Origin of the sequence: Paenarthrobacter sp. YAF11_1, from assembly GCF_052113445.1 — a bacterium.
In the GTDB taxonomy this organism is placed as follows: Bacteria; Actinomycetota; Actinomycetes; order Actinomycetales; family Micrococcaceae; genus Arthrobacter.
The window spans coordinates 180,033-202,185 of record NZ_JBFRDF010000007.1; the positions used below are offsets into that span (position 1 = coordinate 180,033).

General features: G+C 64.3%; 18 protein-coding genes, 1 tRNA gene and 1 other RNA gene. 12 read left to right on the forward strand and 8 right to left on the reverse strand.

Annotated features, from left to right (window positions below; translation table 11 throughout):
- The first annotated feature begins 10 nt into the window (after positions 1–10).
- The 4 genes from AB4Y77_RS13080 (at position 11) to AB4Y77_RS13095 (ending at position 3,657) form a co-directional block, all read left to right on the forward strand.
- Positions 11–400 carry a hypothetical protein gene (locus tag AB4Y77_RS13080; protein ID WP_442014253.1) on the forward strand — a complete coding sequence of 130 codons (390 nt, stop codon included), beginning with the start codon at positions 11–13 and terminating at the stop codon, positions 398–400.
- 304 nt (positions 401–704) lie between these two features.
- On the forward strand, positions 705–971 hold the full coding sequence (locus AB4Y77_RS13085) for a hypothetical protein (protein WP_442014254.1): 267 nt from the start codon (positions 705–707) through the stop codon (positions 969–971).
- 127 nt (positions 972–1,098) lie between these two features.
- The gene (locus AB4Y77_RS13090; RefSeq protein WP_442014255.1) at positions 1,099–2,019 is read left to right on the forward strand and encodes a hypothetical protein; all 921 of its coding nucleotides are present in this window, start codon (positions 1,099–1,101) and stop codon (positions 2,017–2,019) included.
- Positions 2,020–2,241: 222 nt separating this feature from the next.
- Positions 2,242–3,657, forward strand: coding sequence for a stealth family protein (locus AB4Y77_RS13095; RefSeq protein WP_396136257.1), 1,416 nt, complete (start codon positions 2,242–2,244; stop codon positions 3,655–3,657).
- On the opposite strand, the gene AB4Y77_RS13100 is transcribed toward AB4Y77_RS13095, so the two are convergent.
- The 5 genes from AB4Y77_RS13100 to AB4Y77_RS13120 all read right to left on the reverse strand — a co-directional run bounded on the left by AB4Y77_RS13100 (position 3,635) and on the right by AB4Y77_RS13120 (position 8,022).
- Positions 3,635–4,618: a phosphodiesterase gene (locus AB4Y77_RS13100; protein ID WP_311211337.1), complete on the reverse strand. Its 984-nt coding sequence runs from the start codon at positions 4,616–4,618 to the stop codon at positions 3,635–3,637. The two genes, AB4Y77_RS13095 and AB4Y77_RS13100, sit on opposite strands and share 23 nt — an antisense overlap.
- 141 nt (positions 4,619–4,759) lie before the next feature.
- On the reverse strand, positions 4,760–5,242 hold the full coding sequence (locus AB4Y77_RS13105) for a glutathione peroxidase (RefSeq protein ID WP_311211338.1): 483 nt from the start codon (positions 5,240–5,242) through the stop codon (positions 4,760–4,762).
- Between the two features lie 120 nt (positions 5,243–5,362).
- Complete coding sequence (locus tag AB4Y77_RS13110) at positions 5,363–7,003, reverse strand: M23 family metallopeptidase (protein ID WP_442014256.1); 1,641 nt, start codon at positions 7,001–7,003, stop codon at positions 5,363–5,365.
- 252 nt (positions 7,004–7,255) lie between these two features.
- Positions 7,256–7,588 carry a hypothetical protein gene (locus AB4Y77_RS13115; RefSeq protein WP_442014257.1) on the reverse strand — a complete coding sequence of 111 codons (333 nt, stop codon included), beginning with the start codon at positions 7,586–7,588 and terminating at the stop codon, positions 7,256–7,258.
- Between the two features lie 56 nt (positions 7,589–7,644).
- Positions 7,645–8,022, reverse strand: coding sequence for a MarR family winged helix-turn-helix transcriptional regulator (locus tag AB4Y77_RS13120; protein WP_311211341.1), 378 nt, complete (start codon positions 8,020–8,022; stop codon positions 7,645–7,647).
- A gap of 115 nt (positions 8,023–8,137) precedes the next feature.
- Between AB4Y77_RS13120 and AB4Y77_RS13125 the strand changes: the two genes are divergently transcribed.
- Positions 8,138–9,580, forward strand: coding sequence for an MFS transporter (locus AB4Y77_RS13125; protein WP_442014258.1), 1,443 nt, complete (start codon positions 8,138–8,140; stop codon positions 9,578–9,580).
- Between the two features lie 100 nt (positions 9,581–9,680).
- Entirely contained in the window at positions 9,681–10,604 is a 924-nt protein-coding gene (locus AB4Y77_RS13130) for an oxygenase MpaB family protein (protein ID WP_442014259.1), read from the forward strand.
- Between the two features lie 338 nt (positions 10,605–10,942).
- Here the strand turns inward: AB4Y77_RS13130 and AB4Y77_RS13135 are convergent, their stop codons facing one another.
- A complete protein-coding gene (locus tag AB4Y77_RS13135) occupies positions 10,943–14,404 on the reverse strand; it encodes a bifunctional proline dehydrogenase/L-glutamate gamma-semialdehyde dehydrogenase (RefSeq protein ID WP_442014260.1) in 3,462 nt (1,153 codons plus the stop codon).
- A gap of 123 nt (positions 14,405–14,527) precedes the next feature.
- Here AB4Y77_RS13135 and AB4Y77_RS13140 point away from each other — a divergent pair, with 123 nt between their 5' ends.
- Positions 14,528–15,457 carry a LysR family transcriptional regulator gene (locus AB4Y77_RS13140; protein ID WP_442014294.1) on the forward strand — a complete coding sequence of 310 codons (930 nt, stop codon included), beginning with the start codon at positions 14,528–14,530 and terminating at the stop codon, positions 15,455–15,457.
- A 66-nt stretch (positions 15,458–15,523) separates the two neighbouring features.
- On the opposite strand, the gene AB4Y77_RS13145 is transcribed toward AB4Y77_RS13140, so the two are convergent.
- Positions 15,524–15,608: transfer RNA gene (locus AB4Y77_RS13145), tRNA-Ser, on the reverse strand.
- A 304-nt stretch (positions 15,609–15,912) separates the two neighbouring features.
- On the opposite strand from AB4Y77_RS13145, the gene AB4Y77_RS13150 reads away from it, so the two are divergent.
- The 5 genes from AB4Y77_RS13150 to AB4Y77_RS13170 all read left to right on the forward strand — a co-directional run bounded on the left by AB4Y77_RS13150 (position 15,913) and on the right by AB4Y77_RS13170 (position 21,020).
- A complete protein-coding gene (locus AB4Y77_RS13150; protein ID WP_442014261.1) occupies positions 15,913–16,236 on the forward strand; it encodes a hypothetical protein in 324 nt (107 codons plus the stop codon).
- Positions 16,237–16,323: 87 nt separating this feature from the next.
- Positions 16,324–16,420: signal recognition particle sRNA small type (gene ffs / locus AB4Y77_RS13155), an RNA gene on the forward strand.
- 33 nt (positions 16,421–16,453) lie between these two features.
- On the forward strand, positions 16,454–19,759 hold the full coding sequence (locus tag AB4Y77_RS13160) for a DNA polymerase III subunit gamma and tau (protein ID WP_442014262.1): 3,306 nt from the start codon (positions 16,454–16,456) through the stop codon (positions 19,757–19,759).
- A gap of 33 nt (positions 19,760–19,792) precedes the next feature.
- Positions 19,793–20,392, forward strand: coding sequence for a recombination mediator RecR (gene recR / locus AB4Y77_RS13165; protein WP_089593619.1), 600 nt, complete (start codon positions 19,793–19,795; stop codon positions 20,390–20,392).
- Positions 20,393–20,429: 37 nt separating this feature from the next.
- On the forward strand, positions 20,430–21,020 hold the full coding sequence (locus tag AB4Y77_RS13170; RefSeq protein ID WP_442014263.1) for a dihydrofolate reductase family protein: 591 nt from the start codon (positions 20,430–20,432) through the stop codon (positions 21,018–21,020).
- Here AB4Y77_RS13170 and AB4Y77_RS13175 read toward each other — a convergent pair.
- Positions 21,017–22,099, reverse strand: a complete 1,083-nt coding sequence (locus tag AB4Y77_RS13175; RefSeq protein ID WP_311211348.1) for a hypothetical protein — start codon at positions 22,097–22,099, stop codon at positions 21,017–21,019. The two genes, AB4Y77_RS13170 and AB4Y77_RS13175, sit on opposite strands and share 4 nt — an antisense overlap.
- Between the last annotated feature and the right edge of the window lie 54 nt (positions 22,100–22,153).

The window sequence follows — 22,153 nt, forward strand, 5'->3', positions numbered from 1 at the left end:
AGGAGCAACCATGACACCGGAAGAGGCCAGAACGGAGTTCTTCGGACTCCTCGACGAGATCCAAGCGATGGCACCGGGCGATTGGACCAATAAGGATGTTCCGGCGGGCGGCTACTGCAATTTCCAGGGAACTGGAAGCGGCAAAGAATTCGGCGGATCCAGGACCAGAGGTCCCCTTAGTGTCACGGACCGCGAGGTGCTCAGGCAAAAAGTCGAGGAGTTCTTCAAGTCCCGCGGATACGACGTGAAGGTCTTTGATCAATCAACGGCCACGAACAAGCTCATCATAACCAACGGCTTCGGGCCAGATGGACTGGTTCTCCAGGTTTATACCGGCGATCTCGGCACTACTGTCGCCGGCAATAGCCGCTGCGTTCCGGATTCGCAGGGTAGCAATTAGCGTGTCCTGCGGAGGCTAATGGTTAGCGGCGAATGAGGGAATCAAGAATGTTGAATCGACTACTGATGGCGTCTAGGTCCAGACGCGTCCTTCCCGCCGCAGTGGCCCTTCTTCTCACCCTGCCAGGGTGCGGGACAACACCGAACACCAACCCGGCGATCAGCACAGCAGAGCAGACCATGAACCCGGTACAAGCCCGCACAGAGTACTTCGACCTCTTCAACAAGATTCAAGCCCTCGCCCCGGCGACTGGACAAAAGTCACTCCAGAGGCACAGGGGGACGTCTGCCATCTGCCTCTGGGCATGGGAGGGACTCAATTCAGCTTCGACAGTACGCAGGGCGCGATCTCAGAAGATCAGGCTGAAGCGATACACAAGACGGTAAAGGAAGTCTTTGAAAGCAAAGGGCTAAGAGTCGTACAAACCCAGCCCTCGGGGGCGAACCGAGACCAGACGACCACAGGCTTTGGCGATGGCAAGTTCTCCATGCAGCTTGGAACGAGCAGCTTCGGAACCACGCTCGGCGGCAACACCCGATGCGCGCCGGATCCCGAGGGCAAATTCCGCTAGGAAACGATGACCAGCCAAGTCCGCCGGTATTGGCACGTCCTTTCCACGATTGCCGTCTATATCCTTCGTGGGGCGTCACAGACGTCACAGCTGTGAGGGTCACCGTGCGGACTGACAGAATAGGGGCATGACTCAACCGCTCCAAGGTACTGACCGGACCGCTGCCCACGCTACGCCTGCCCTGGCGTTGCTGTTGGATGTCGACGGCCCCATCGCCAGCCCTGTGACGCGCGACGTCAAGCCGGACATCATCGCGGACATGGTGGCGCTGGCCTCGGCGGGTATTCCCGTCATTTTCAACACGGGCCGCTCCGACGCGTTCATCAGCGAGCAGGTCATGGAGCCCATGATTGCCGCCGGGATGCCGTCCAACACCGTCATCCACGCCATCTGCGAGAAGGGCGCTGTGTGGTTCAGCTACACGGCGGAGGGCCCCGGTCCCATCCATGTGGACCACGAACTCGCAGTGCCCAAGGCCTACGGCGACGATATACGCCGATTGGTTGCCGAGGACTATTCCGCGCACATGTTCTTTGACGAGACCAAGCGCGCCATGGTTTCCGTGGAGCAGCACCTCGACGTGGCCAGTGCGGACTACCTGGCCGAACAGAAACTCTTCGACGCCGACGCCTTGGACATCATGGGACGGCACGGCCTCAACGCGGCGATCCTGGACCACCATGCGCCGGAATCCGATGACACGGCGGATTACCGCTTGGACCCCACCATCATCTCCACGGACATCGAATCCGTCCGCCTCGGCAAAGACCTCGGAGCCAGCCGCGCCGTCGAACTGCTCGCGGCCCAGGGCATCACTCCGCTCTCTTGGCGGACCGTGGGTGATTCCCGCACGGACTATGCCATGGCAGACTGGCTTCACCACAACGATCACGACGTAAAGCACGTGGACGTCCGGCCCGCAGACGGCGTACCGGTGAAGCCCTACACCATACTGACGGCCGCTGACCTCCAACTGGCGGACGACGTCATCCACGATGACGCCGGCGGCGCTTTCCTCCGCAGCTGGCGCGAGGCCCTTTCCATCTAACAACCAGCGAGTCCAGTTTCACGCACCGACGATCCCGGAGATACAGCCATCACACAAGCACAGGTCGATCCGATTTACCACGGCAGCCCGTCCATTGAAGAGGACACGATTGCTGAGGCGATCTCGCCTGCCGTCGTCGCGCATCTTAAGCACAGGTCCGACGTCGTCCGTCACCGTGGGCGGTACGCCCTGATCAACGCCGACCTCACCCCGCAACAGGCCATGGTGTCCGATCTCCTGGCTGTCAGGGCGGCGCTGGACGCTGCCGGCATCGATTTCATCCTGGTGCGCGGCAATGACGAGAGGCCGGTTGTCGCTGTCGACTGGGAGTCGCGCAAGGAGGTCCGTGAGGCGCTGGTGTCAGCGTTCCACAACGAGCCTTTCTACTCCATGACTGTGGACGCCAAGAAGAAGACCTCGGTCCTGGTAGCCGACGGCGAGTTGTCCGCCAACAGGAAAGCCCGCATCTTCCGCCTGTACCGCCCGCGCGTCGAAACAGGCGGTGGCCTCTGGTACGGCCCGGCGCTGGGTGTGCAGCTGGAGCTGTGGCGGTTTGAAGGCGACCACCTTGAGTTGCCCGTGGAGAACTCCCTGACCCGCCGCACCATGCTGCGGCAGGACGCCGTCCGTGGCACCGTCCAGCGGCACGGCCTGACCTGGCCCACCATCGAGAACATGTTCGCGGACCACGCCAGCGACATCGACTTTGATGTCGATATGGTTTTCTCGTGGGTGGATGGCAGCGACCCCGAGTACATCGCCAGGCGGCGCGCGCAGCAGGCCGATACCGTCCTGGGCGAGGGTGACGACCATGAGGCACGCTTCCGCCAGATCAACGAACTGAAGTATGCGCTGCGATCAGTGCACATGTTCGCACCGTGGGTACGGCGTATCTTCATCGCCACCGACTCCCCCGCCCCGGAATGGCTGGCAGACCACCCCTCTGTCACGATCGTTCGCAGCGAGGATTTCTTCGCCGATACCTCGGTCCTGCCCACGCACAACTCGCAAGCCGTGGAATGCCAGCTCCACCACATCGAGGGGCTTTCAGAGCACTTCCTGTACTCCAATGACGACATGTTCTTTGGCCGCCCAGTGGGCCCGGACATGTTCTTCACTCCAGGCGGCATCACCAAGTTCATCGAGGCTGACACCCGGATCGGGCTCGGCGAGAACGACACCGAACGCAGCGGCTTCGAGAACGCGGCACGCGTCAACCGCAAGCTGCTCTGGGAGCGCTTCGGCCGGATCACCACCCGGCACCTGGAACACACCGCGGCTCCCCTGCGGCGCAGCGTGGTGGCCCGCATGGAGAAGGAATTTCCGGCGGAATTCGCCAAGACCGCCGGCAGCCGTTTCCGCGCCGCGGACAACATCTCGGTCACTAACTCGTTCTACCACTACTACGCGCTGCTCACGGGCCGCGCCGTCACGCAGACCAACGCCAAGGTCAGGTACGTGGACTCCACCATGTGGGCCGGTCTTCACTACCTGCCCAAGCTTCTGGCGAAGCGCCACATGGACTTCTTCTGCCTTAACGACGGCAGCTTCCCGGAGGTTGAAGCCAACGAGCGCGCCGATCTGGTGACGGACTTCCTGGAGAAGTACTTCCCGGTCAAGGCGCCTTGGGAGAAGTAAAGCCACCGGGAGCAACAAGCGGCATCGACGAGGTGTGCGTGCCCGGTGACGTGTGGGCACCCACCCGCGATTCGTGGGGAATGCGGATGCCGGCTTCAGCCAGCCGACGCTGAACCTCGTCAGCGTCCACGGGCTCGCCCACGGTGACCCCGCCTGACATTGGCACCACCGAATGCACGATCGTGTGCTCGTATACGTGGATCATGTTGTACGACTGCGCGCCGTCCCTGCCTCGCTGTGCCCCTGCACGGACGCCAAGGTCCTGTGTGTAACACGTGGCCGAGGCCACCGATACCGGAATGCCGGCGAAGCCCGCCGTCGTGGAGTAATGCAGGTGGCCACCCAGGATGGTGCGGACGTCGGTATTACGCACGACGGCGGCCAGCGCGGCTTGGCCGCGCAGCTCCACCAACACGGCGAGGTCCTGGACGCACGGGACGGGCGGGTGGTGCAGGGCAAGGATGGTGCCGTCGGGGGCCGGGGTGGCCAGCTCGGCAGCGAGCCATTCCAGCTGGGACTCCGACAGTTCACCGTAGTGGTGGCCGGGGACAGTGGTGTCCAGCGTGATGATGCGGAGCCCGTTGACGAAGTAGCTGCGGTCCACGGGATCGTGGGGCTTGCTGTCCTCGGAAGCATCCACGAAGGCGGAACGGAAGTTGGCACGGTTGTCGTGGTTGCCCATGGCCCAGATGGCTTTGGCGCCGAGGGCGTCGCAGACGGGTTCGATCATGTCACGGAGCCGCTTGTAGGCTTCCAACTCACCTTTGTCCGCGAGGTCTCCGGTGAAAATGATGGCTTCCGGCCTGATCCGGGAGGCGATGATCTGGTCGCAGATCTCCTGGAGCCTGGTGGCGCTGTCCACAGAGCCGTAGAGCGTGCCCGGACCACCCACCAGGTGCAGATCACTCAGGTGCAAAAGCACATGACCTGGTTTGGGGTACTCGGCCTCGATGAGCTCCATAGCTTGCCTTAGCGTTTGGTGGGAGACGGCGTCTCCCGTATCAATCCAGTAGGGCTAATCCAACCAGACAACTAGCCAACAACTGGCTAACACCCGGCGGAATGTTGGAAAATTACTTTCCTCCCTTCAGAATTGATGGCTTTATGCCAGCGCCTTTTCCACTGCCTTTACAAGGTCTTCGGAGTCAGGCTCCACTGTGGATGGGAACCTCGCCACGAGATCTCCGCCCCGGTTTATGACGAACTTCTCGAAGTTCCATTTCACCTTGGCAGGCTGGCCGTCCTCGTCCTGGGTCAACTCCGCGAACAGGGGGTGCTGCTGCTTCCCCAGGACGTTCGCTTTGCTGGTCAGGGGGAAGGTCACGCCGAAATTCCGCTCACAGAATTCCGCGATCTCCTCATCCGCGCCGGGTTCCTGCCCACCGAACTGGTTGCAGGGCACCCCGAGGATCTCCAGTCCCTGTTCGCGATATTTGCCGTACAGCTCCTCGAGCCCGGCGTACTGGCGGGTGAAGCCGCATTCAGAAGCGACGTTGACCACCAGGACTGCTTTCCCCTCGAACCGGCCGAAGTCCGCTTCGGTGCCATCGTTAAAGGTGAGGGGAATGCTGTACAGGCTGGTCATGGGATTCGCTTCCTGACGACGTCGGCTGGCGGGCTTGCCGCCATCGAGCTTACGGGAGCCGGCTTTGGGGCGCGAAACGCAGGCGTTCAGGCGTTTCGCGTGTCCTCAGCGTCGTGACCTTTAGGGCGTCGGAGGAAGTACCAGGGTGGACAACAGGACCACCGTGCCATTGGGCAGCCGAACCTTGTCCGGTGCCACCAGGACATATCCAGGCGGAAGAACTACCGCTGGGAGCGTCGAGGGCAGGACCGCGACGGGAGCCGGAGCAGGCACAGGAGCCACCGGCGCTACGGGTGCCGGAGCAGGAGCCACGGCCTGCGTTACGGCCGGCGCAGCAGGCGCCGGAGCGACCACTACCGGAGCCGGGACTACTGCGGCCGGCACAGCAGGTGCTGGAGCGGCCGGGGCAACCACAGCGGGCGCCGCCGGCGCTGGTGCCACAGGAGCGGGAGCAGCCGGGGCTGGAGCCGCCGGAGCCGGTGCCGCAGGGGGCACGACGGCGGTCGGCGCGGAAGCGTCCGACGACGTCACTGGCGGTGCCACAGTCTTCGCGGCAGGCGCCGTGGTCGTAGCAGGCGACGTGGTGGTCGCTGGTGCCGTGGTGGTCGCTGGTGCCGTGGTGGTCGGCGAAGGTGTCGGAGTCGGGGTAGCGGTCTGCGTAGGCGTGGCCGTGGGTGAAGCAGTCTGTGTAGCGGTCGGCGTCGGGGTGGGCGTAGCAGTCTGCGTCGGAGTCGGGGTCGGCGTTGCCGTCACGGACGGTGAGGGGGTCGCCGTCGGCGTCTGCGTTGGCGTCGGCGTGTGCGTAACCGGCGGCGTCGTGGTGGTAGGCGGAACCACTACCGGCAGCGGCTCGGGCTCTTCGTGCTCGCCGCCGATGACGGCGCGGTTGGTGCCGTCGGCTACCGGCACGGCCCAGACCGGAGTCGCGGACGTTCCTGTTCCGACACCGGGCTGGTAGTTGACCATGGAGATGGTCTGCAGCGGATCAATCTGCCGCATGGGCAGATAGGTCCAACCGTTGGGGTTGGTGTGCAGGCCGTTCACGATTGTTTCGAAGTGGAGGTGGCAGCCTGTGGACCAGCCGGTAGTGCCAACCTGGGCGATGACCTCGCCAACCCGAACGGATTGGCCCTTGGTGACACCGATGGCCTGCAGGTGGTTGTAGGTGGTGACCAGGCCGTTGCCGTGTTCGATCTCCACGCGGTTTCCGCCGCCCCAGAGGTGCCAGCCGACGGCCCGGACCACACCGGCGTCGGCCGCGTAAACGCGCGTGCCGCAGGCGGCGGCGTAGTCCTGGCCCCAGTGGAACTCACCGGCCAAGCCCGTCAATGGGCTGTAACGGTAGCCATAATTGGAACTCAGATTGAGGACCTCAAGGGGTGCGTACAGGGCACCGGTGGGCGGACGGGACAGCCCAGCGGACGCTACCGTGAGGCCTGTGGAACCGTCTTTGCTGACAGTTCGGACCATGGCGCGGTCGAAGTAGACCATCGGCGTTCCGGGAAGTTGCTCCGGGGGTTCGGGCATGGGGTCGATGACGAGTGTCTCGGCCTCCGGCGGCACCAAGGTCCCCAATGCCGTGGGCCCGACGACGCCCTGCGCCAGGGAATTATCAACCGTAGTGGTGGGAACCGCATTGAGCGGCTGGAAGCCAAAAGCGAAGAAAGCCAGAACTGCGAGGCTTCCCGCGATGAGAACGCGATGGAAACCTTCGGCGCGGATCAAATCAATTGCCCGGTCTGAATCATGATGCTTGCCCACAAAACACTCCCCAAAGCCAGCGGCACCAAACCCCAGCCTGGCGTGCAAGCACCATTGTTGCGGGTATCAGGGGAGAAATAAAGGCTTCATGGGTCCTTGTCGCGGAAAGGTTCCATCAGTTTTAGCTCAAGATGTCTTGAGCTTCGATCTGAGTGCAAGCGTCAACGACAGTCCAATCCTTCCTGGCCTGCGTTGAGGCGAATCGGATCTAGTATTCGTTCTTCTTCGTAGGCCGTTCAACTTTCGATTCCTTCACCATGCGCTACGGGCGTTCGACGGCTTCGGCTTCATCGAGCCATCCACGGGTTCTTTGCCCAGCCCCGCTGCGATAGCCGAGGCCGTTTCACGCCAGGAGGTAAGCTCGGCAATCGCGAGGTGGGGCTGATGGGTGGCGAATGAGGCACGGGCTGCTGCCAGCACAGCAGTCGCGCAGGCTTCCTGGTCAGCCGGGCTCAGGGCCAACATCCAGGGGAAGCGGTCGCTCATGCGGCAAGCCAGGGTCCCTTCGACGGTCGTGGATACCGCAACGAGTTGCGCCGCGAGATCCAGCAGTGCATCGCGCGCTTTGTCGGCACTCTCGGACATCAGCACCAGCGATTCGCCGTCGCGTCGCGTTAGTCCATTAGCCCAAGGGGCGTTACCTAGCCCAGGTTTTCCTTCAGCAGCGCGCGGTGCTCGACGGCGGCCGTGGAGTGGAGCGCACGGCCGGCGTCCGTCAGTTCCAGGAACAGCGAGCGGCGATCATCCGCACAGGTTTGGCGGGACACCAAGCCTGCTTTTTCGAGCCTGTCCACCACCTTGGAGACGGCGCTCTGCGTCATGGGGGTACGCTCCCCCAGGGCCTTCATCCGGCAGGCTGATTCTTCGCTTTCAGCCACGAGGTCCAGGATTTCGAACTCATTGAGCCCAATGTCGAACTTGGCTTCGAGGGCGCGGTCGATCGCTCCTGCGGTGCGGAAGTAGGAGTTCTGGATGCTGCGCCACTGCTCAACCAGTTGACGGTCACGCGTCGTTGCCATGTGCCGATTCTAGTTCATTACGCGATTTGAATCCACGTCATACAATTCTGCGTCACCCAATGACATGTCATCGTAGTCCTTGTCATTGAATGACGCGTCATATAGATTGAAGCGCATGACATCACCCACCACCCTCAAAACCTCAACTGAGCCGCCTTTGGTTTCAGCCGTTCACTGGACCCGTGCCCAGTGGCTGCTGCTGATGGTTGTCTGCACCGTTTTGGCCCTCGACGGGCTGGACGTTTCCATGGTTGGCGTTGCCCTGCCTTCCATCGGACAGGAACTCAATCTCGGAACCGATTCACTGCAGTGGATCGTCTCCGCCTACGTTCTCGGCTACGGAAGCCTGTTGCTCCTGGGCGGCCGACTCGCGGACCTGTTGGGCCGCCGTCGTATCTTCCTGATTGCTTTGACCGTTTTCGCCGCGGCGTCGCTTCTTGGCGGGCTGGTGGACGACCCCGCCATCCTGATCGCCACCCGGTTCATCAAGGGACTCGCGGCCGCCTTCACCGCGCCCACAGGATTCTCCATCATCACCACCAACTTCGCGGAGGGACGCGAGCGCAACAAGGCGCTGTCCATCTTCACGACGTTCGGCGCCAGCGGCTTCTCGTTGGGCTTGGTGGTGGGTGGCCTCATGACCAGCCTCAGTTGGCGCTGGACGTTCCTGGTCTCGGTGCCGATCGCGGTGGTGGTTGTCCTTCTGGGCATGAAGTTCATTCCCAAGGACAAGCCGTCCGTTGAGGACAGCGGCCACGATGTCTGGGGCGCCGTGACCCTGGCACTGGGCATGCTTGGCCTCGTCTACACCTTGGTTTCAGCACCGGAACAGGGATGGGGATCTGTGGCAACAATCGCCGGATTCGCAGTTTCCGTTGCCGTGCTGGCAGCCTTCGCGGTGATCGAGAACAAGGTCAAGCACCCCCTGATCCGCTTCAGCATCCTCAAGGAAGGCTGGGTGGCACGGGCCAACCTCAGCGCGGTGGGGTTGTTCGGGTCCTACCTGAGCTTCCAGTTCATCGTCACCATGTACCTGCAGTCGGTGCTCGGCTGGACCCCGCTGGGCATGGCACTGGCCCTGCTGCCGGCTGGCCTGTTGGTGGCGACCAGCGCACCTTTTGCGGACAAGCTCATCGAAAAGTTCGGCGCCACCCAGCTGATCCTGACAGGCCTCACCGCCCTCGGATTGGGCTACGTCCTGTTCCTGCGCGTCGGCACCACGCCCAACTATGTGCTGGATATCCTGCCGTCGGTGGTCTTGCTGGGTATCGGATTTGCCCTGGCTTTCCCGTCCATCAACGTGCAAGCGACCGCCGGGATCAAGGATTCCGAACAAGGGCTGGCAGCCGGCCTGATCCAGACCAGCACCCAAGTGGGAGCCGCGCTGGTTCTGGCCGTCACCACAGCCTTGGTCAGCGGTCACGGCCAAGCCGCCGGAACCGTCAGCGCCCAAGCCATGCTGGAACAGTACCGGCCGGGGCTCATCCTGAGTGCCGCCGTCGCCATTGCCGCCCTGCTGGTGGCAGCGGCACCATCCAGGCGCCGCGTCCGCTCCTGACCCACCGGAGTTTTTGTACAGATAATGCCCTTATGTGACCCTCATAAGGGCATTATCTGTACACAATCTGCTCTGTACACCTCCGCCAAATGGAGGTCTCATGGGACCTATGAGTAATTACCTCACGGAGTACAGGCACGAATTGCAGCGCACCTTCACGGGAACGTCGGGCACGCCTCCGGAGTGGGTGCCGCGCCTCGCAGACGGGAACGACGCCGGATATCACCTTCCGGGCTCGGCCGTCTGGGCGGTGCATGGCCATGTGGCCACCATCGTGGCGGGCATCCGCGTCCTGCTGATGCAGGCCCTCCATCCCGGCGCTCTTGCCGGTGTGTACGAACACTCCGGCTTCCAGAAAGACCCCTTGGGCCGGCTCGCCAACACCGTGCGGTGGATCTTCACGGTGACGTACGGCTCTACGGAGGCCGCCGAGGCCGCGACCGCACGGGTCCGGAAGATCCACGAACGTGTCCGCGGATCCTACCTTGATGGACAGGGCGTGGAGCGCGAATACGCAGCCAACGATCCCGAACTGCTCCGCTGGGTCCACGTCACCTACGCGGACTCCTTCATCACGGCCAACCGGATCTGGGGCAGACCCATCCCCGGCGGACCGGATGCCTATGTCCGCGAGTGGGCCGCGGCCGGCCGGCTCATGGGGGTCACCGATCCCCCGCTCACCGAAGCCCAGGTCCGCGAGGAACTGGAGCAGTGGTACGCCTCGGGGATACTCCGGGCCGATGAGCGGCTGGCCGAGACGGTGTCGTTTATTCGCTACCCTCCCCTGAGCCCCTTGCTGGCGCCTGGCTACCGCATCCTGTTCGCGGCCGCCGTCGCAAGCCTTGAGCCCAAGTATCGGGACTTACTAGGCCTTCGCGCCCCGCGGGTTGGGCCAGTTCCTTTGCCGGTGGTCACCGCTACCAGGGCCGTGCTGGGCATGGTCCGGTTTGCCCTGGGCTCCCATGGACCGAGCGAGCTAGCCGCCCGTCGCAGGCTGCAAAGGCTGGGCTACGCGGAGGCTTGAGGTGCCTTTCGCTCTCCCCACCTCCGCCGAGGGGTCAGCTCTCAACCCTTAGGCACCTATCGCTTCTCCCCCACCTCCGAGGGGTTAGCTTTCAACCCTTTTCACGCGCACTTTACTGCCGGGAATTCACCCCTCGACGCAGACCCCTTAAGGCGAAAGCCAACCCCTCGGCGGGGACCCACGTGGTGTGGACCTCGCCGAGGGGCTGGCTTTCAACCTTTTGAAGCGTGATTACTGCCGAGAGCTCACCCCTCGGCGGGAACTTACTGCCGAGAGCTCACCCCTCGGCGGGAACTTACTTCCGAGAGCTCACCCCTCGGCGCACACCGTGACGCGCCCTAGATCAGGTGATCGGACAGGTGGTTCGGCGTGCCGAAGCGGTGGGCGGTGATGGACACTGCCTGTTCGTGGAGGAATGGCAGCATCTCGATCCGACCGGCCTGGGTCACCACACCGTGGTACACCGCGACGTCCGGACGGCCACCCATGGCTGCGCTCAGCGCAGCGAAGTCGCCACCGATCAGGCGGATCCGGCCGGCGTCGAACTTTGACGCACGGGCCAGCCACGCGGCGTCGTCCTCGATCCGGACGCTGACGCCCAGGTTCGCGAACACAGTCACCACGGCATCGGGAAGTACGACGGCGGAGCTCACCTTGAGCGCCGAACCCGCCACGGCGCCGGCTGCTGCAACACGGAGCAGGTCAGCGAGCCGTTCGCCTTCGGAGAGGCGGATGGTGACAGGGAGGGAGCGGTAGCGGAAGACGTTGCGCTCTGCGGAGAGGGCGGAGACGTCCTTGGTGGTGCCGAACTCGGATTCCCATGCTGCGGCATCGCTGAACAGTGACTGTTGCAGGGACTGGAGCTCGCTACCGGAGACAGCGGCAGACTTCGCAGCAGCGAGAAGCTGCGCGGCTGCACCTTGGAGCACGGTGCCGCGCTTGGCCTTGGCTTCGGCGGGGAGCCAACTGCCCAGTCCGATGAGGTAGTTCGGTCCACCGGCCTTGGTTCCGGCACCGACAGCGGACTTCTTCCATCCACCGAACGGCTGGCGCTGGACGATCGCACCGGTGATGCCGCGGTTGACGTACAGGTTTCCGGCCTGGATGGTGTCCAGCCAGACGCCCATTTCAGCGGAATCCAGGGAGTGCAGGCCGGCAGTGAGGCCGTACTCGATCTCGTTCTGGATGGCGATGGCTTCCTCAAGGGTCTCGGCGGTCATGACGCCCAGGACCGGGCCGAAGAACTCGGTGAGGTGGAAGTAGGAGCCACGCTTGACGCCCGAGCGGATGCCCGGGGACCACAAACGGCCGGTTTCGTCGAGGCGCTCAGGCTTGACGGCCCAGGTTTCGCCGTCGCCCAGGGTGGTGAGGGCGTTGAGGAGCTTGCCGTTGGCGGCCTCGATGATCGGCCCCATTTGTGTGGTGGCGTCCTCGGGGTAACCGACGGTCAGGGAACGTGCGGCGTCGATCAGCTGGTTGTGGAAGCGGGCACTCTTGGCGACCGAGCCCACCAGGATCACCAGTGAGGCGGCCGAGCATTTCTGGCCTGCGTGGCCGAACGCCGAGTAGACAACGTCCTTGGCAGCCAGGTCCAGGTCAGCACTGGGGGTGACGATGATGGCGTTCTTACCGGACGTCTCCGCGAGCAGCGGCAAGTCCTGGCGGAAGGAACGGAACAGTTCGGCGGTTTCGTAGCCACCAGTGAGGATCACGCGGTCTACGCTGAGGTGCGAGACCAACTGGGTGCCAAGCTCGCGCTCTTCGAGCTGCACCAGCGCCAGCACTTCGCGCGGCACACCGGCTTCCCAAAGGGCATCCACCATGACTGAACCGGAACGACGGGCCTGCTTTGCAGGCTTGATCACGACGGCGGAGCCTGAGGCGAGCGCTGCAAGCGTCGAGCCTGCGGGGATCGCCACCGGGAAGTTCCACGGCGGGGTCACCACGGTGAGGTTGGCTGGGACGAACGTGGCGCCGTCGACCGTTTCCAGGTCCTTGGCGCGCTCGGCGTAGTAGTGCGCGAAGTCGATTGCTTCGCTGACTTCGGGGTCGCCTTGGTCGATGGTCTTGCCGGTTTCCGAGGCCATGACTTCCAGGAGCTCAGCGCGGCGTGCCTCAAGGATGTCGCCGGCGCGGTGCAGGATCACTGCGCGCTCGGCGGCCGGAAGGGCGCCCCAGGCCTTGCCGTGGTCCACGGCGGTGGCGATGATGCGGTCCAGTTCGGCGGCGTCGGAGACCTTGGTGGACTCGACGATCTTGTTGCCTGCGGTAGAACCGGGGATGCGGCTGAGGATGTCGCGGCCCCAGGCGCGGTTGGCCGGGAGTGCCGGGTCCGTGTCCGGGGTGTTGCCGAAGCCCTCGAGCGGTGCGGGCTCGGCGGGGAGACGGCGGTCCTGCTGGCGGTTGGGCCCAGGAACCTCGTCCGTCATTCCGGCCAGGGAGTCCAGGAAGCGCTGCTGTTCGCGCTTGAACAGGGCTTCATTTTCGCTCAGTTCGAAGACCGCGCTCATGAAGTTTTCCTGGCTGGCGCCTTCTTCAAGGCGACGGATCAGGTACGCGATGGCGACGTCGAATTCGCCCGGGTGGACCACCGGTGTGTAGAGCAGGAGGCTGCCGACGTCCTTGCGGACTGCGGTGGCCTGGCCGGTTGCCATGCCCAGGAGCATTTCGAACTCAATGCCCGTGGTGACGCCACGTTCCTTGGCGAGCAACCATGCGAAGGCGACGTCGAACAGGTTGTGGCCTGCGACGCCGATGCGGACCGCGTCAATGCGCTCCGGGGTGAGGGCGTAGTTGATGACGTTCTTGTAGCTGGTGTCCGAGTCCTGCTTGGTCCCCCAGGTGGCCAGCGGCCAGTCGTGAAGGGAAGCTTCAACCTGCTCCATGGGAAGGTTGGCGCCCTTGACCACGCGGACCTTGATGGGGGCGCCACCCTGGGCGCGGCGGGCGGTGGCCCATTCCTGCAGTTCCTGCATGGCACCAAGGGCGTCGGGGAGGTATGCCTGGAGGACGATGCCGGCTTCCAGGTTCTTGAACTCCGGCATGTCCAGGATTCGCTTGAACACCGCGATGGTCATGCTGAGGTCTTTGTATTCCTCCATGTCCAGGTTGATGAACTTGGGCTTGGGGAAGGACGCTGCAAGGCGGTACAGCGGGGTGAGCTTCTCCACCACGTGGTCGACGGCTTCGTCGAAGGCCCACGGGGAGTGCGGTGCAACTGTGGAGGACTCCTTGATGGAGACGTAGTCCACGTCATCGCGGGCAAGGAGCTTGAGGGTGCCTTCCAGGCGGCGCTGCGCTTCGTGCTCTCCCAAAACGGCTTCGCCGAGGAGGTTCACGTTCAGGTGAACGCCGTCCTGGCGGATCTTGGCGATGGCCGGGCCGAGCTTGGCGTCAGTGGCGTCCACGATCAGGTGGCCCACCATTTCGCGGAGCACGCGGCGGGCGATCGGGATAACTACCTGCGGGACGATCGGAGCCATGACGCCACCGACGCGGACAGCGCTGCGCATGTACCACGGGAGGAACTTGGGCACCTTGGGTGCCAGCTCTGCGAGTTTACGGCCGGCGACCGACAGGTCCTCGGGGCGGATGACGCCGTCGACGAATCCAACCGTGAAGTCCAGGCCGTTGGGGTCTTTCAAGACGCCGGCGAGGCGCTGGGCGGACACGTCCACGGGGATCTTGCCGGCTTCTGTGAGCCAGTGGCGGACCAAGGCGATGGCTTCCTGCGCCAAGGCGTCGAACTGTCCGGAATCCTGGCTGCTCGGGGCGGTGGCATCCGGGATGGTGCTGGTCATGGGGGCTCCTTCTGGGACGGAGAAGTTTGTTTGTTTCCATCAGTATGGATCTACAATCACGTTAGGAAAAGCGATCTTTTCTGACGAATATTGATTACCCATCCCGACCTTTTGGAGGCCGCCGTGCTGGACGTCCGCAGGCTGCGTTTGCTGCACGAGTTGAAGATCCGCGGAACCCTCGCGGAGGTGGCCGATGCCATGCAGTACAGCCCATCCTCGGTCTCCCAGCAGTTGACTCTGCTGGAGAAGGAAGCCGGCGTGGAATTGCTGCGCAAAGCGGGTCGTCGCGTGCAACTGACGCCCCAGGCGGAGATCCTCGTGGCACACACCGCGGCGCTGCTGGAAACCCTTGAACGCGCGGAAACCGAACTTGCCGCCTCGCTGTCCATGGTCACGGGAACAGTTCGCTTGGCCGTCTTCCAGTCCGCGGCGTTGGCCCTGCTGCCGGATTTCCTCACCATCATGCGGCACGAGTATCCCGAGGTGCGGGTGGAGATGACCCAACGCGAGCCCGAGACCGCCCTGTACGAAACGTGGGCGCGGGACTTCGACCTCGTGGTGGCCGAGCAGTACCCCGGCCACGCCGCCCCGCACCACAGCGGGCTGGACCGCGTCACCCTCACCAGCGATGCCATCCGCCTGGCCACTCCCCCGGTGGGACTCGGCGGTGAAACGGTGTCGACCCTTGTGGACACCGCGTCGATGCCATGGGTCATGGAACCCCGAGGCGCAGCTTCACGGCACTGGGCGGAACAGGCATGCCGGTCTGCGGGCTTCGAACCCGACGTCAGGTACGAAACGGCCGATCTCCAAGCACAGATCCGGCTCATTGAATCCGGGAACGCCGTGGCACTCATGCCGGACCTCGTCTGGACCGGGCGCTTGCGTACCGTTCAGCTGCTGGATCTTCCGGCCCTGCCAAAGCGGACCGTATTCACCTCCACCAGGACAGCCGGCCGCATCCACCCCGCAACCGCAGCCTGCCGCGAAGTGTTGGAACGGGTGGCGGCGGCACAACAGCAGGACGCCGAGCAGCAGGCTGACGCGGACTAGCGTCCTGCTGTGCAAGAACCCATCCGGGAACGCAAAAGGCCCCAGTCCAAGGACTGGGGCCAAACGCGGAGAATGGGGGATTTGAACCCCCGAGGGCGTTAACCCAACACGCGTTCCAGGCGTGCGCCATAGGCCGCTAGGCGAATTCTCCTTGCTTCCGATTCGAAAGCAGATACTACTGTACCTGAGAATTTCGGCAACGTGTAATCGGGCCGAATGACCACCCCTGGAAGGCCCAGGAAACTCCCCCGTTAACGGAAAAATGGACGCCCCCAACGCGCCCATTCTTGCGGTACATCGTTGAGCCACCGGGTCCGGCCCCTCGCCCCCAGGCCCCGCAGCTCACAATCTTGAGATTGCCCCAATCGGTGTACATATCCATGGTCCGCTGTGATACCGGCTTTTGCAATGGTTGAGACCTGTTTGTAGCCGAACTTTATTGACAGGATGTTCCCATGACCCAGCTCCACGCCTTGGTGGTTTACGTTCCTGAGACCCAGATCGAAGAGGTCCTCCTGGCCATTGGGGACGCCGGCGCCGGGCGGATCGGCAACTACTCCCACTGCGCCTTTACATCGCCTGGCACCGGCCGCTTCACGCCCCTGCCAGGAGCGCGGCCCTCCGTTGGCGTGGTGGGGATTGAGGATCAGGTGCCCGAGACCCGGGTCGAGTGCGTGGTGGAGGAAGACATGCTCGACGGCGTTGTGCGGGCCCTGCGGGCCGCCCACCCCTACGAGGAGCCGGCTTTCATGACGTGGCCGGTGAGTGGGTGGCGATAAATCGCGAACCAAACCACCCGCCGTCGAGCCTTATCCACAGCCACTCAAGCCGATTCGAACCCCAACCCAAGTTCGGGTAAGCTTGTCGACGGCCCCTCATGTGGCGTCATCCTGTTGAACTCCCCCAGGACCGGAAGGTAGCAAGGGTAGATGGGCTCTGGCGGGTGCATGAGGGGTCACTTATTTAAATGTCAGTCTCTATAGGTAGGTTTCACTTGTGACTGTTACAACTGCCCTGTATCGAAGGTATCGCCCGGACTCTTTCGCGGACGTTATCGGGCAGGAACACGTCACGGAGCCGCTGATGACGGCGCTCCGCAAGAACCGTGTGAACCACGCCTACCTCTTCTCCGGCCCCCGCGGCTGCGGCAAGACCACGTCGGCGCGCATCCTGGCCCGCTGCCTGAACTGCGCCGAGGGCCCCACTGACACCCCCTGCGGCAAGTGCCCCAGTTGCATCGAACTGGCGCGCGGCGGCTCCGGCTCGCTGGACGTCATCGAAATCGACGCCGCCAGCCACGGTGGCGTTGACGACGCCCGGGATCTCCGGGAACGCGCGACTTTCGCGCCGGTCCGCGACCGCTACAAGATCTTCATCATTGACGAGGCCCACATGGTCACGTCGGCCGGCTTCAACGCGCTCCTGAAGATCGTCGAAGAGCCGCCGGAACACATCAAGTTCATCTTCGCCACCACGGAGCCGGACAAGGTCATCGGGACCATCCGCTCCCGCACGCACCACTACCCCTTCCGGCTGGTGCCGCCCGAGCCGCTGATGCAGTACCTCGAGCTCCTTTGCCAGCAAGAGAACGTTCCGGTCGCCCCCGGTGTGCTCTCTCTCGTCATCCGCGCAGGCGGCGGCTCGGTTCGCGACACCCTGTCCGTCCTTGACCAGCTCATGGCAGGCGCCGGCCCGCATGGACTGGACTACGAACTCGCTGTGGCCCTGCTCGGCTACACCCACGCTTCCTTGCTGGACGACATCGTGGATGCCGTTGCCGCGACCGACGCCGCAACCGTGTTCCGCGCCGTAGACCGCGTTATCCAAACCGGTCACGACCCCCGGCGTTTCGTCGAGGACCTCTTGGAGCGCTTCCGCGACCTCATCATCGTTCAGGCGATGCCCGAGAGCGCCCAGGCCATTCTTCGCGGCATGCCGGCGGACCAGATCGCCCGGATGCGCAACCAAGCAACCAACCTTGGCGCTGCCGAGCTCTCCCGGGCAGCGGACGTCACCAACACCGCACTCACCGAGATGACAGGCGCCACATCGCCGCGCCTCCACCTTGAACTGCTGTGCGCGCGCATCCTGCTGCCCAGCGCTGAGCAGACCGAACGAGGCATCGCTGCCCGCATCGACCGCGTGGAACGTCGCCTGAATTACACGGGCGACGGCGGTGCGCCTGCTGTTGCTGCTGGCCCGCCGGTTACTGCGGCTGCTGTGCGGGAAACTGCGCCGGCTTCGCAAACCGCACCGGTTTCCCAGCCCGCGCCCGCTACCCACGCCGCGCCGGCTGTGTCCGAGCCGACCTCTGAGCCTGCGTCACGGGAAGCCCTGACAGCACCGCGGGTATCAACCAGTGATTGGCCAGTGGAGGACCGGCAAACCTCCGGTCGCCCCTCACAGTCCGCTCCTGCGCAGGAGGCCGCACCCCAAGCTGCTGCCTCGGCACCAGCACAGCAGCCCGAAGCCACCCAGGCACCGACGTCTCGTCCAGCCCAGGCAACGCCGCAGGCACAGCAGCCGGCACCTGCCCAGCCAGCCCCAGTGCGCCCTGAACCAGTGCGCCCTGAACCGGTGCAGCCGGCACAGTCCGAGTCAGTGCAGTCCGCACCAGCGCAGGTTGCACCTCAAGCACCGACACCGCAGCCGAACGCAGCCGGAGGACCGCCTGCATCCGGCGGAACCGGAGACGTGGAGGCTCTGCGCCGTGCATGGCCGGATGTCCTGCAGACGCTGACCAAGATCAAGCGCAGTACCTGGGCGCTCGTGGAACCCAATGCCCAGGTTGCCCATTTCGAAGGCCAGATCCTGACTTTGGCATTCACCACCGGCGGCCTTGCAGGTGCGTTCGGACGTGCGGATCACTCCGAGAACCTTCGGCAGGCGATTCATAAGACCATCGGCATCGACTGCCAGATCGTCGCAATCGCTGGCGGCAACAGCTCAGCGAGCTCTGAGCCAAACCCAAAAGCACCTACTAGCCGGGAAACTCCGGCTGCTGCAGCACCAGCGGGCGCCCCGGCGTCGGCGGGTGCTGAATCCCCCGAGGCAGCAGCGGCAAACGCCACGTCGTCGCCTGCGGAAACAGCATCGGCGCCGGCACCGGTGTCTGCTGTCGACTCCGCGTGGGGTCTGGCACCAGCTGCCGCACCGGCAGCAGCATCCGTGCCGGCAGAGGCAACCCCTGCCCCTGCAGAACCCGCCGCGGCGGTAGTTGCCCCCGCACCAGTAGCACCGGCACCACCAGCACCCACGGCCCCGACGCCGGCTGCGCACATGCCGGAACCGGCTGCTTCAACGCAAGCACCCACCACACCGATCCCGGCCGCTCCTCCGACTCCCGAGCCATCCGGCGACTACTCGTACCCCGACGACGACTGGGGTCCGCCGCTCGACGAGGACGCTCCGCCCTTGGACGAAGAGCCACCTGCGGATTGGGAACCCCCCTCGGGTTACGGCCAACCAAGTAAGGCACCGGCAACTGCGGCGCCGGCAACCAGTGTCCCAACATCCCCTTCGAGCGCCTCGGCGCCTTCAGCGGCCACCACTTCGGCTTCAGCAAGCAGCGCAACAGCGGCTGCACCTTCGCCCTCTGCCGGCACGACGAAGGCGACGGCGTCCAACGACCCCTGGTCCAGGGCAGTCGAGCAAGCGCCGGGTACTTGGGTTGTGGGCACGGAGTCCAATGTGGGCAAGAAGCCCGCCGAAGCGGCCGAAGTAACCGCAACGGCAGCAGACGCTCCTGACTACGAGCCAGCCGCAGCCCAGGTTCCGGAAACAACCACGGGCGCCTACGGTCATCCAACCAACGCGGAGCAGAACCCAAGCTCCAGCTGGGACGTCGCACCGGCGTCGAGCTGGCCCGCATCGCAATCGATGCCCGAGCCCGTCGGCAGCAGCGCCCCGGGCGTCAGCAGTGGCGCTCCGGCCGTCAGCAGCGGCGTCCCCGCCGGAAGCGGCAACGCCGCCGCGCCCACCTGGCCCTCCTTGGCGACCCAACCCGAGGAAGCCCACGGTTCGGTTGCGACGCTGGAGGAGGCCGCGCCGTCGGGCAATCCGAATGGCCGCCAAAGCCTGTACCAGCGGTTGACCAACAGCCCCGAAGCCCAAGCGGGTCGCGTTCAGGCGCCGGTGAGGACGCAGGCGAAGCCGGAGTCGGTCGCGGACGACATCCCCAGCCCGGAAGATGAAACCATCGAAGAGTCCCGTGTCTTTGGGCGGGCTGCGGTGGAGCGTATTCTGGGCGGAAAGCTGATTGAAGAGCGCGCCTTGGACGGTTCTCCCCTGCTACCCCGCTGACTCCAGCATTGATTTCAACCTAACGAGGACATTGTGTACGAAGGTGCAGTTCAAGAGCTGATTGACGAGCTCGGCCGGCTTCCCGGTGTGGGTCCCAAATCGGCGCAGCGCCTGGCGTTCCACATTCTTGAGGCCGATCCTGAGGATATGAAGCGCCTGGTTACCGCGATCACCACGGTCAAGGAACGCGTGAAGTTCTGCTCCGTCTGCTTCAACGTGACCGAGCAGGAAAAGTGCAACATCTGCCGCGACCAGCGCCGTGACCCGTCGGTTATCTGCGTCGTTGAGGAGTCCAAAGACGTCCTGGCCGTCGAGCGCACCCGGTCTTTCCGCGGCCGCTATCACGTGCTGGGCGGGGCCATTAATCCCATTGCGGGTATCGGTCCGGAGCAGTTGCGGATCCGGGAGCTCCTCACCCGCCTCAATGACGGCGCCATCCAGGAAATCATCATCGCCACCGACCCCAACCTTGAGGGTGAAGCCACTGCAACGTATTTGGCCCGCATGCTCAAATCGATCGGCATCACCGTGACCCGGTTGGCGTCCGGCCTGCCGGTGGGTGGAGACCTGGAGTACGCCGACGAAGTGACCCTCGGCAGGGCCTTCGAGGGCAGGCGCAACGCACTGCTGTAGTCTCGCAATCACCAACAACAACCGTGATGGGGGTCCCGTGCGGGAGCTTGTGTACTACGTTGCCGTCAGCCTGGATGGGTACATTGCCGGCCCCGGGGGCGAGTTCGACGCATTTCCGGTGGAAGGCGACCATATGGCCGCCCAAAATGAGCGCTTCCCGGAGGCGATCCCCACGGTTATCGCCGATGCCATGGGCATCGAACGCACCGGGTCGATGTTCGACACCGTGGTGATGGGATGGAACACTTACGCGGTGGGTCTGCCTGCCGGCATGACCAGCCCTTACCAGCATCTTCAGCAAGTGGTCTTTTCCCGGAAGCGGACCGAGGAAGACATCCCGGGCGAGCACCCAAATCTGCAGCTCACCCATGAGGACCCGGTGGACGTGGTGCGCCGCTTGAAATCCGGGCCAGGAAAATCGATCTGGCTGTGTGGAGGTGGCCAACTGGCTACGCAGCTTTCCGGTGAGATCGACAGGCTGGTTCTGAAACGAAGCCCACTCCTGTTCGGCGATGGCATACCGCTCTTCGCGCGAGGCGCCTACCAGCCAAGCGCCTTCGAAGAGGTCTCGACGACGGCCTTCGGCTCCGGCGTCGTGATTTCCGAGTACGTGCGCCGACGGGCCTAGTCAGAGCCCGCCGCCAGTCGCCGCGCCCTCAACCACCGGCCGGGTACCAGCACCAAGGCAGCCACTAGGGCCTGCAGCGCGAGGCCGGTCACGGAGACAGGAACCGACGGTGCCAGTCCGTCGCTGGATTCGCCACCAAGGCACGGCACTTCCCGTGAGGGCCCATCGGCGGCCCACTGCAGGCCGGCCAACAACCAGCCAAGTTCATTGTCCGTAGGCACCACGTCGGCGCCCACGCTCCCCAAAAGCAGGGCCGGGTTGGCTGCCGCAATCCAGGCAACCCGTTCTGTGTGGACCACTTCAACCGGGCGGAGATTGCCCACGCACTCGTAGGCAATGATCCTGCCGGAATCGTCGCGTTCCACATTCACCGGGATAGTCGCCTGGTCCATCACCGTGGTCCCGGGAACCAGAAGGATGGTGGCCACCACGTTTCCGATGCAAAGGAAAGCCACCACCACAGCGGTCAATGCCGCCCCCGGCGCCGCTGCCGCAAAGCATGCCCGCGCACCCGCACCGATCAGTCCGAACAGGGCCACTTCCAGGACAATAACGACGACGGCGGCACCGGCCAACGCTATCGGCCCGCCGACGCTGGCGCCAACCACGAGCAAAACACCACCCGCGAGCGCTCCTAAAGCAACACCTCGAATACCTCCGGCCAGCAACAGGACAAGGAGGCGCCCGTGGGAATGCCGGAAGCCCCACGCCGCTCCCAGCACGGCGGCAGCGAGCGCCAGGAATACCGCAGTGATCAGGTAGATGGCACTGGCAACCTTGGTATCGAACCATCCGTTGGCTTCTGCAAAGGCAACCACGGCCGCAGCCATGCCCCAGGCGGCGGCAATCCCCAGTGCGCAGGCAAGCCAGAACCACCACGTGGTGAAGGACGTCCGGGCACTCCGCCATGCCTCCGCTGCAGCAGCCCCAAAGTTTCCCGTGGTTCTGGGCGGGGACCCGGCTCCCGGCTTATGGCTGGCCAAGCCGGAGGGCTGATCGTCGATCACGCCGCCGATCACTTCGTATTCGGGCTCGTTACCCGCCGGACCCGATCCGCCCGTGTGATCAGGTCCGGCCATCGCCTGCCGAAGTCCTCATGAAGTGGATGGTACGCCGGGCACGCCACCACCGAT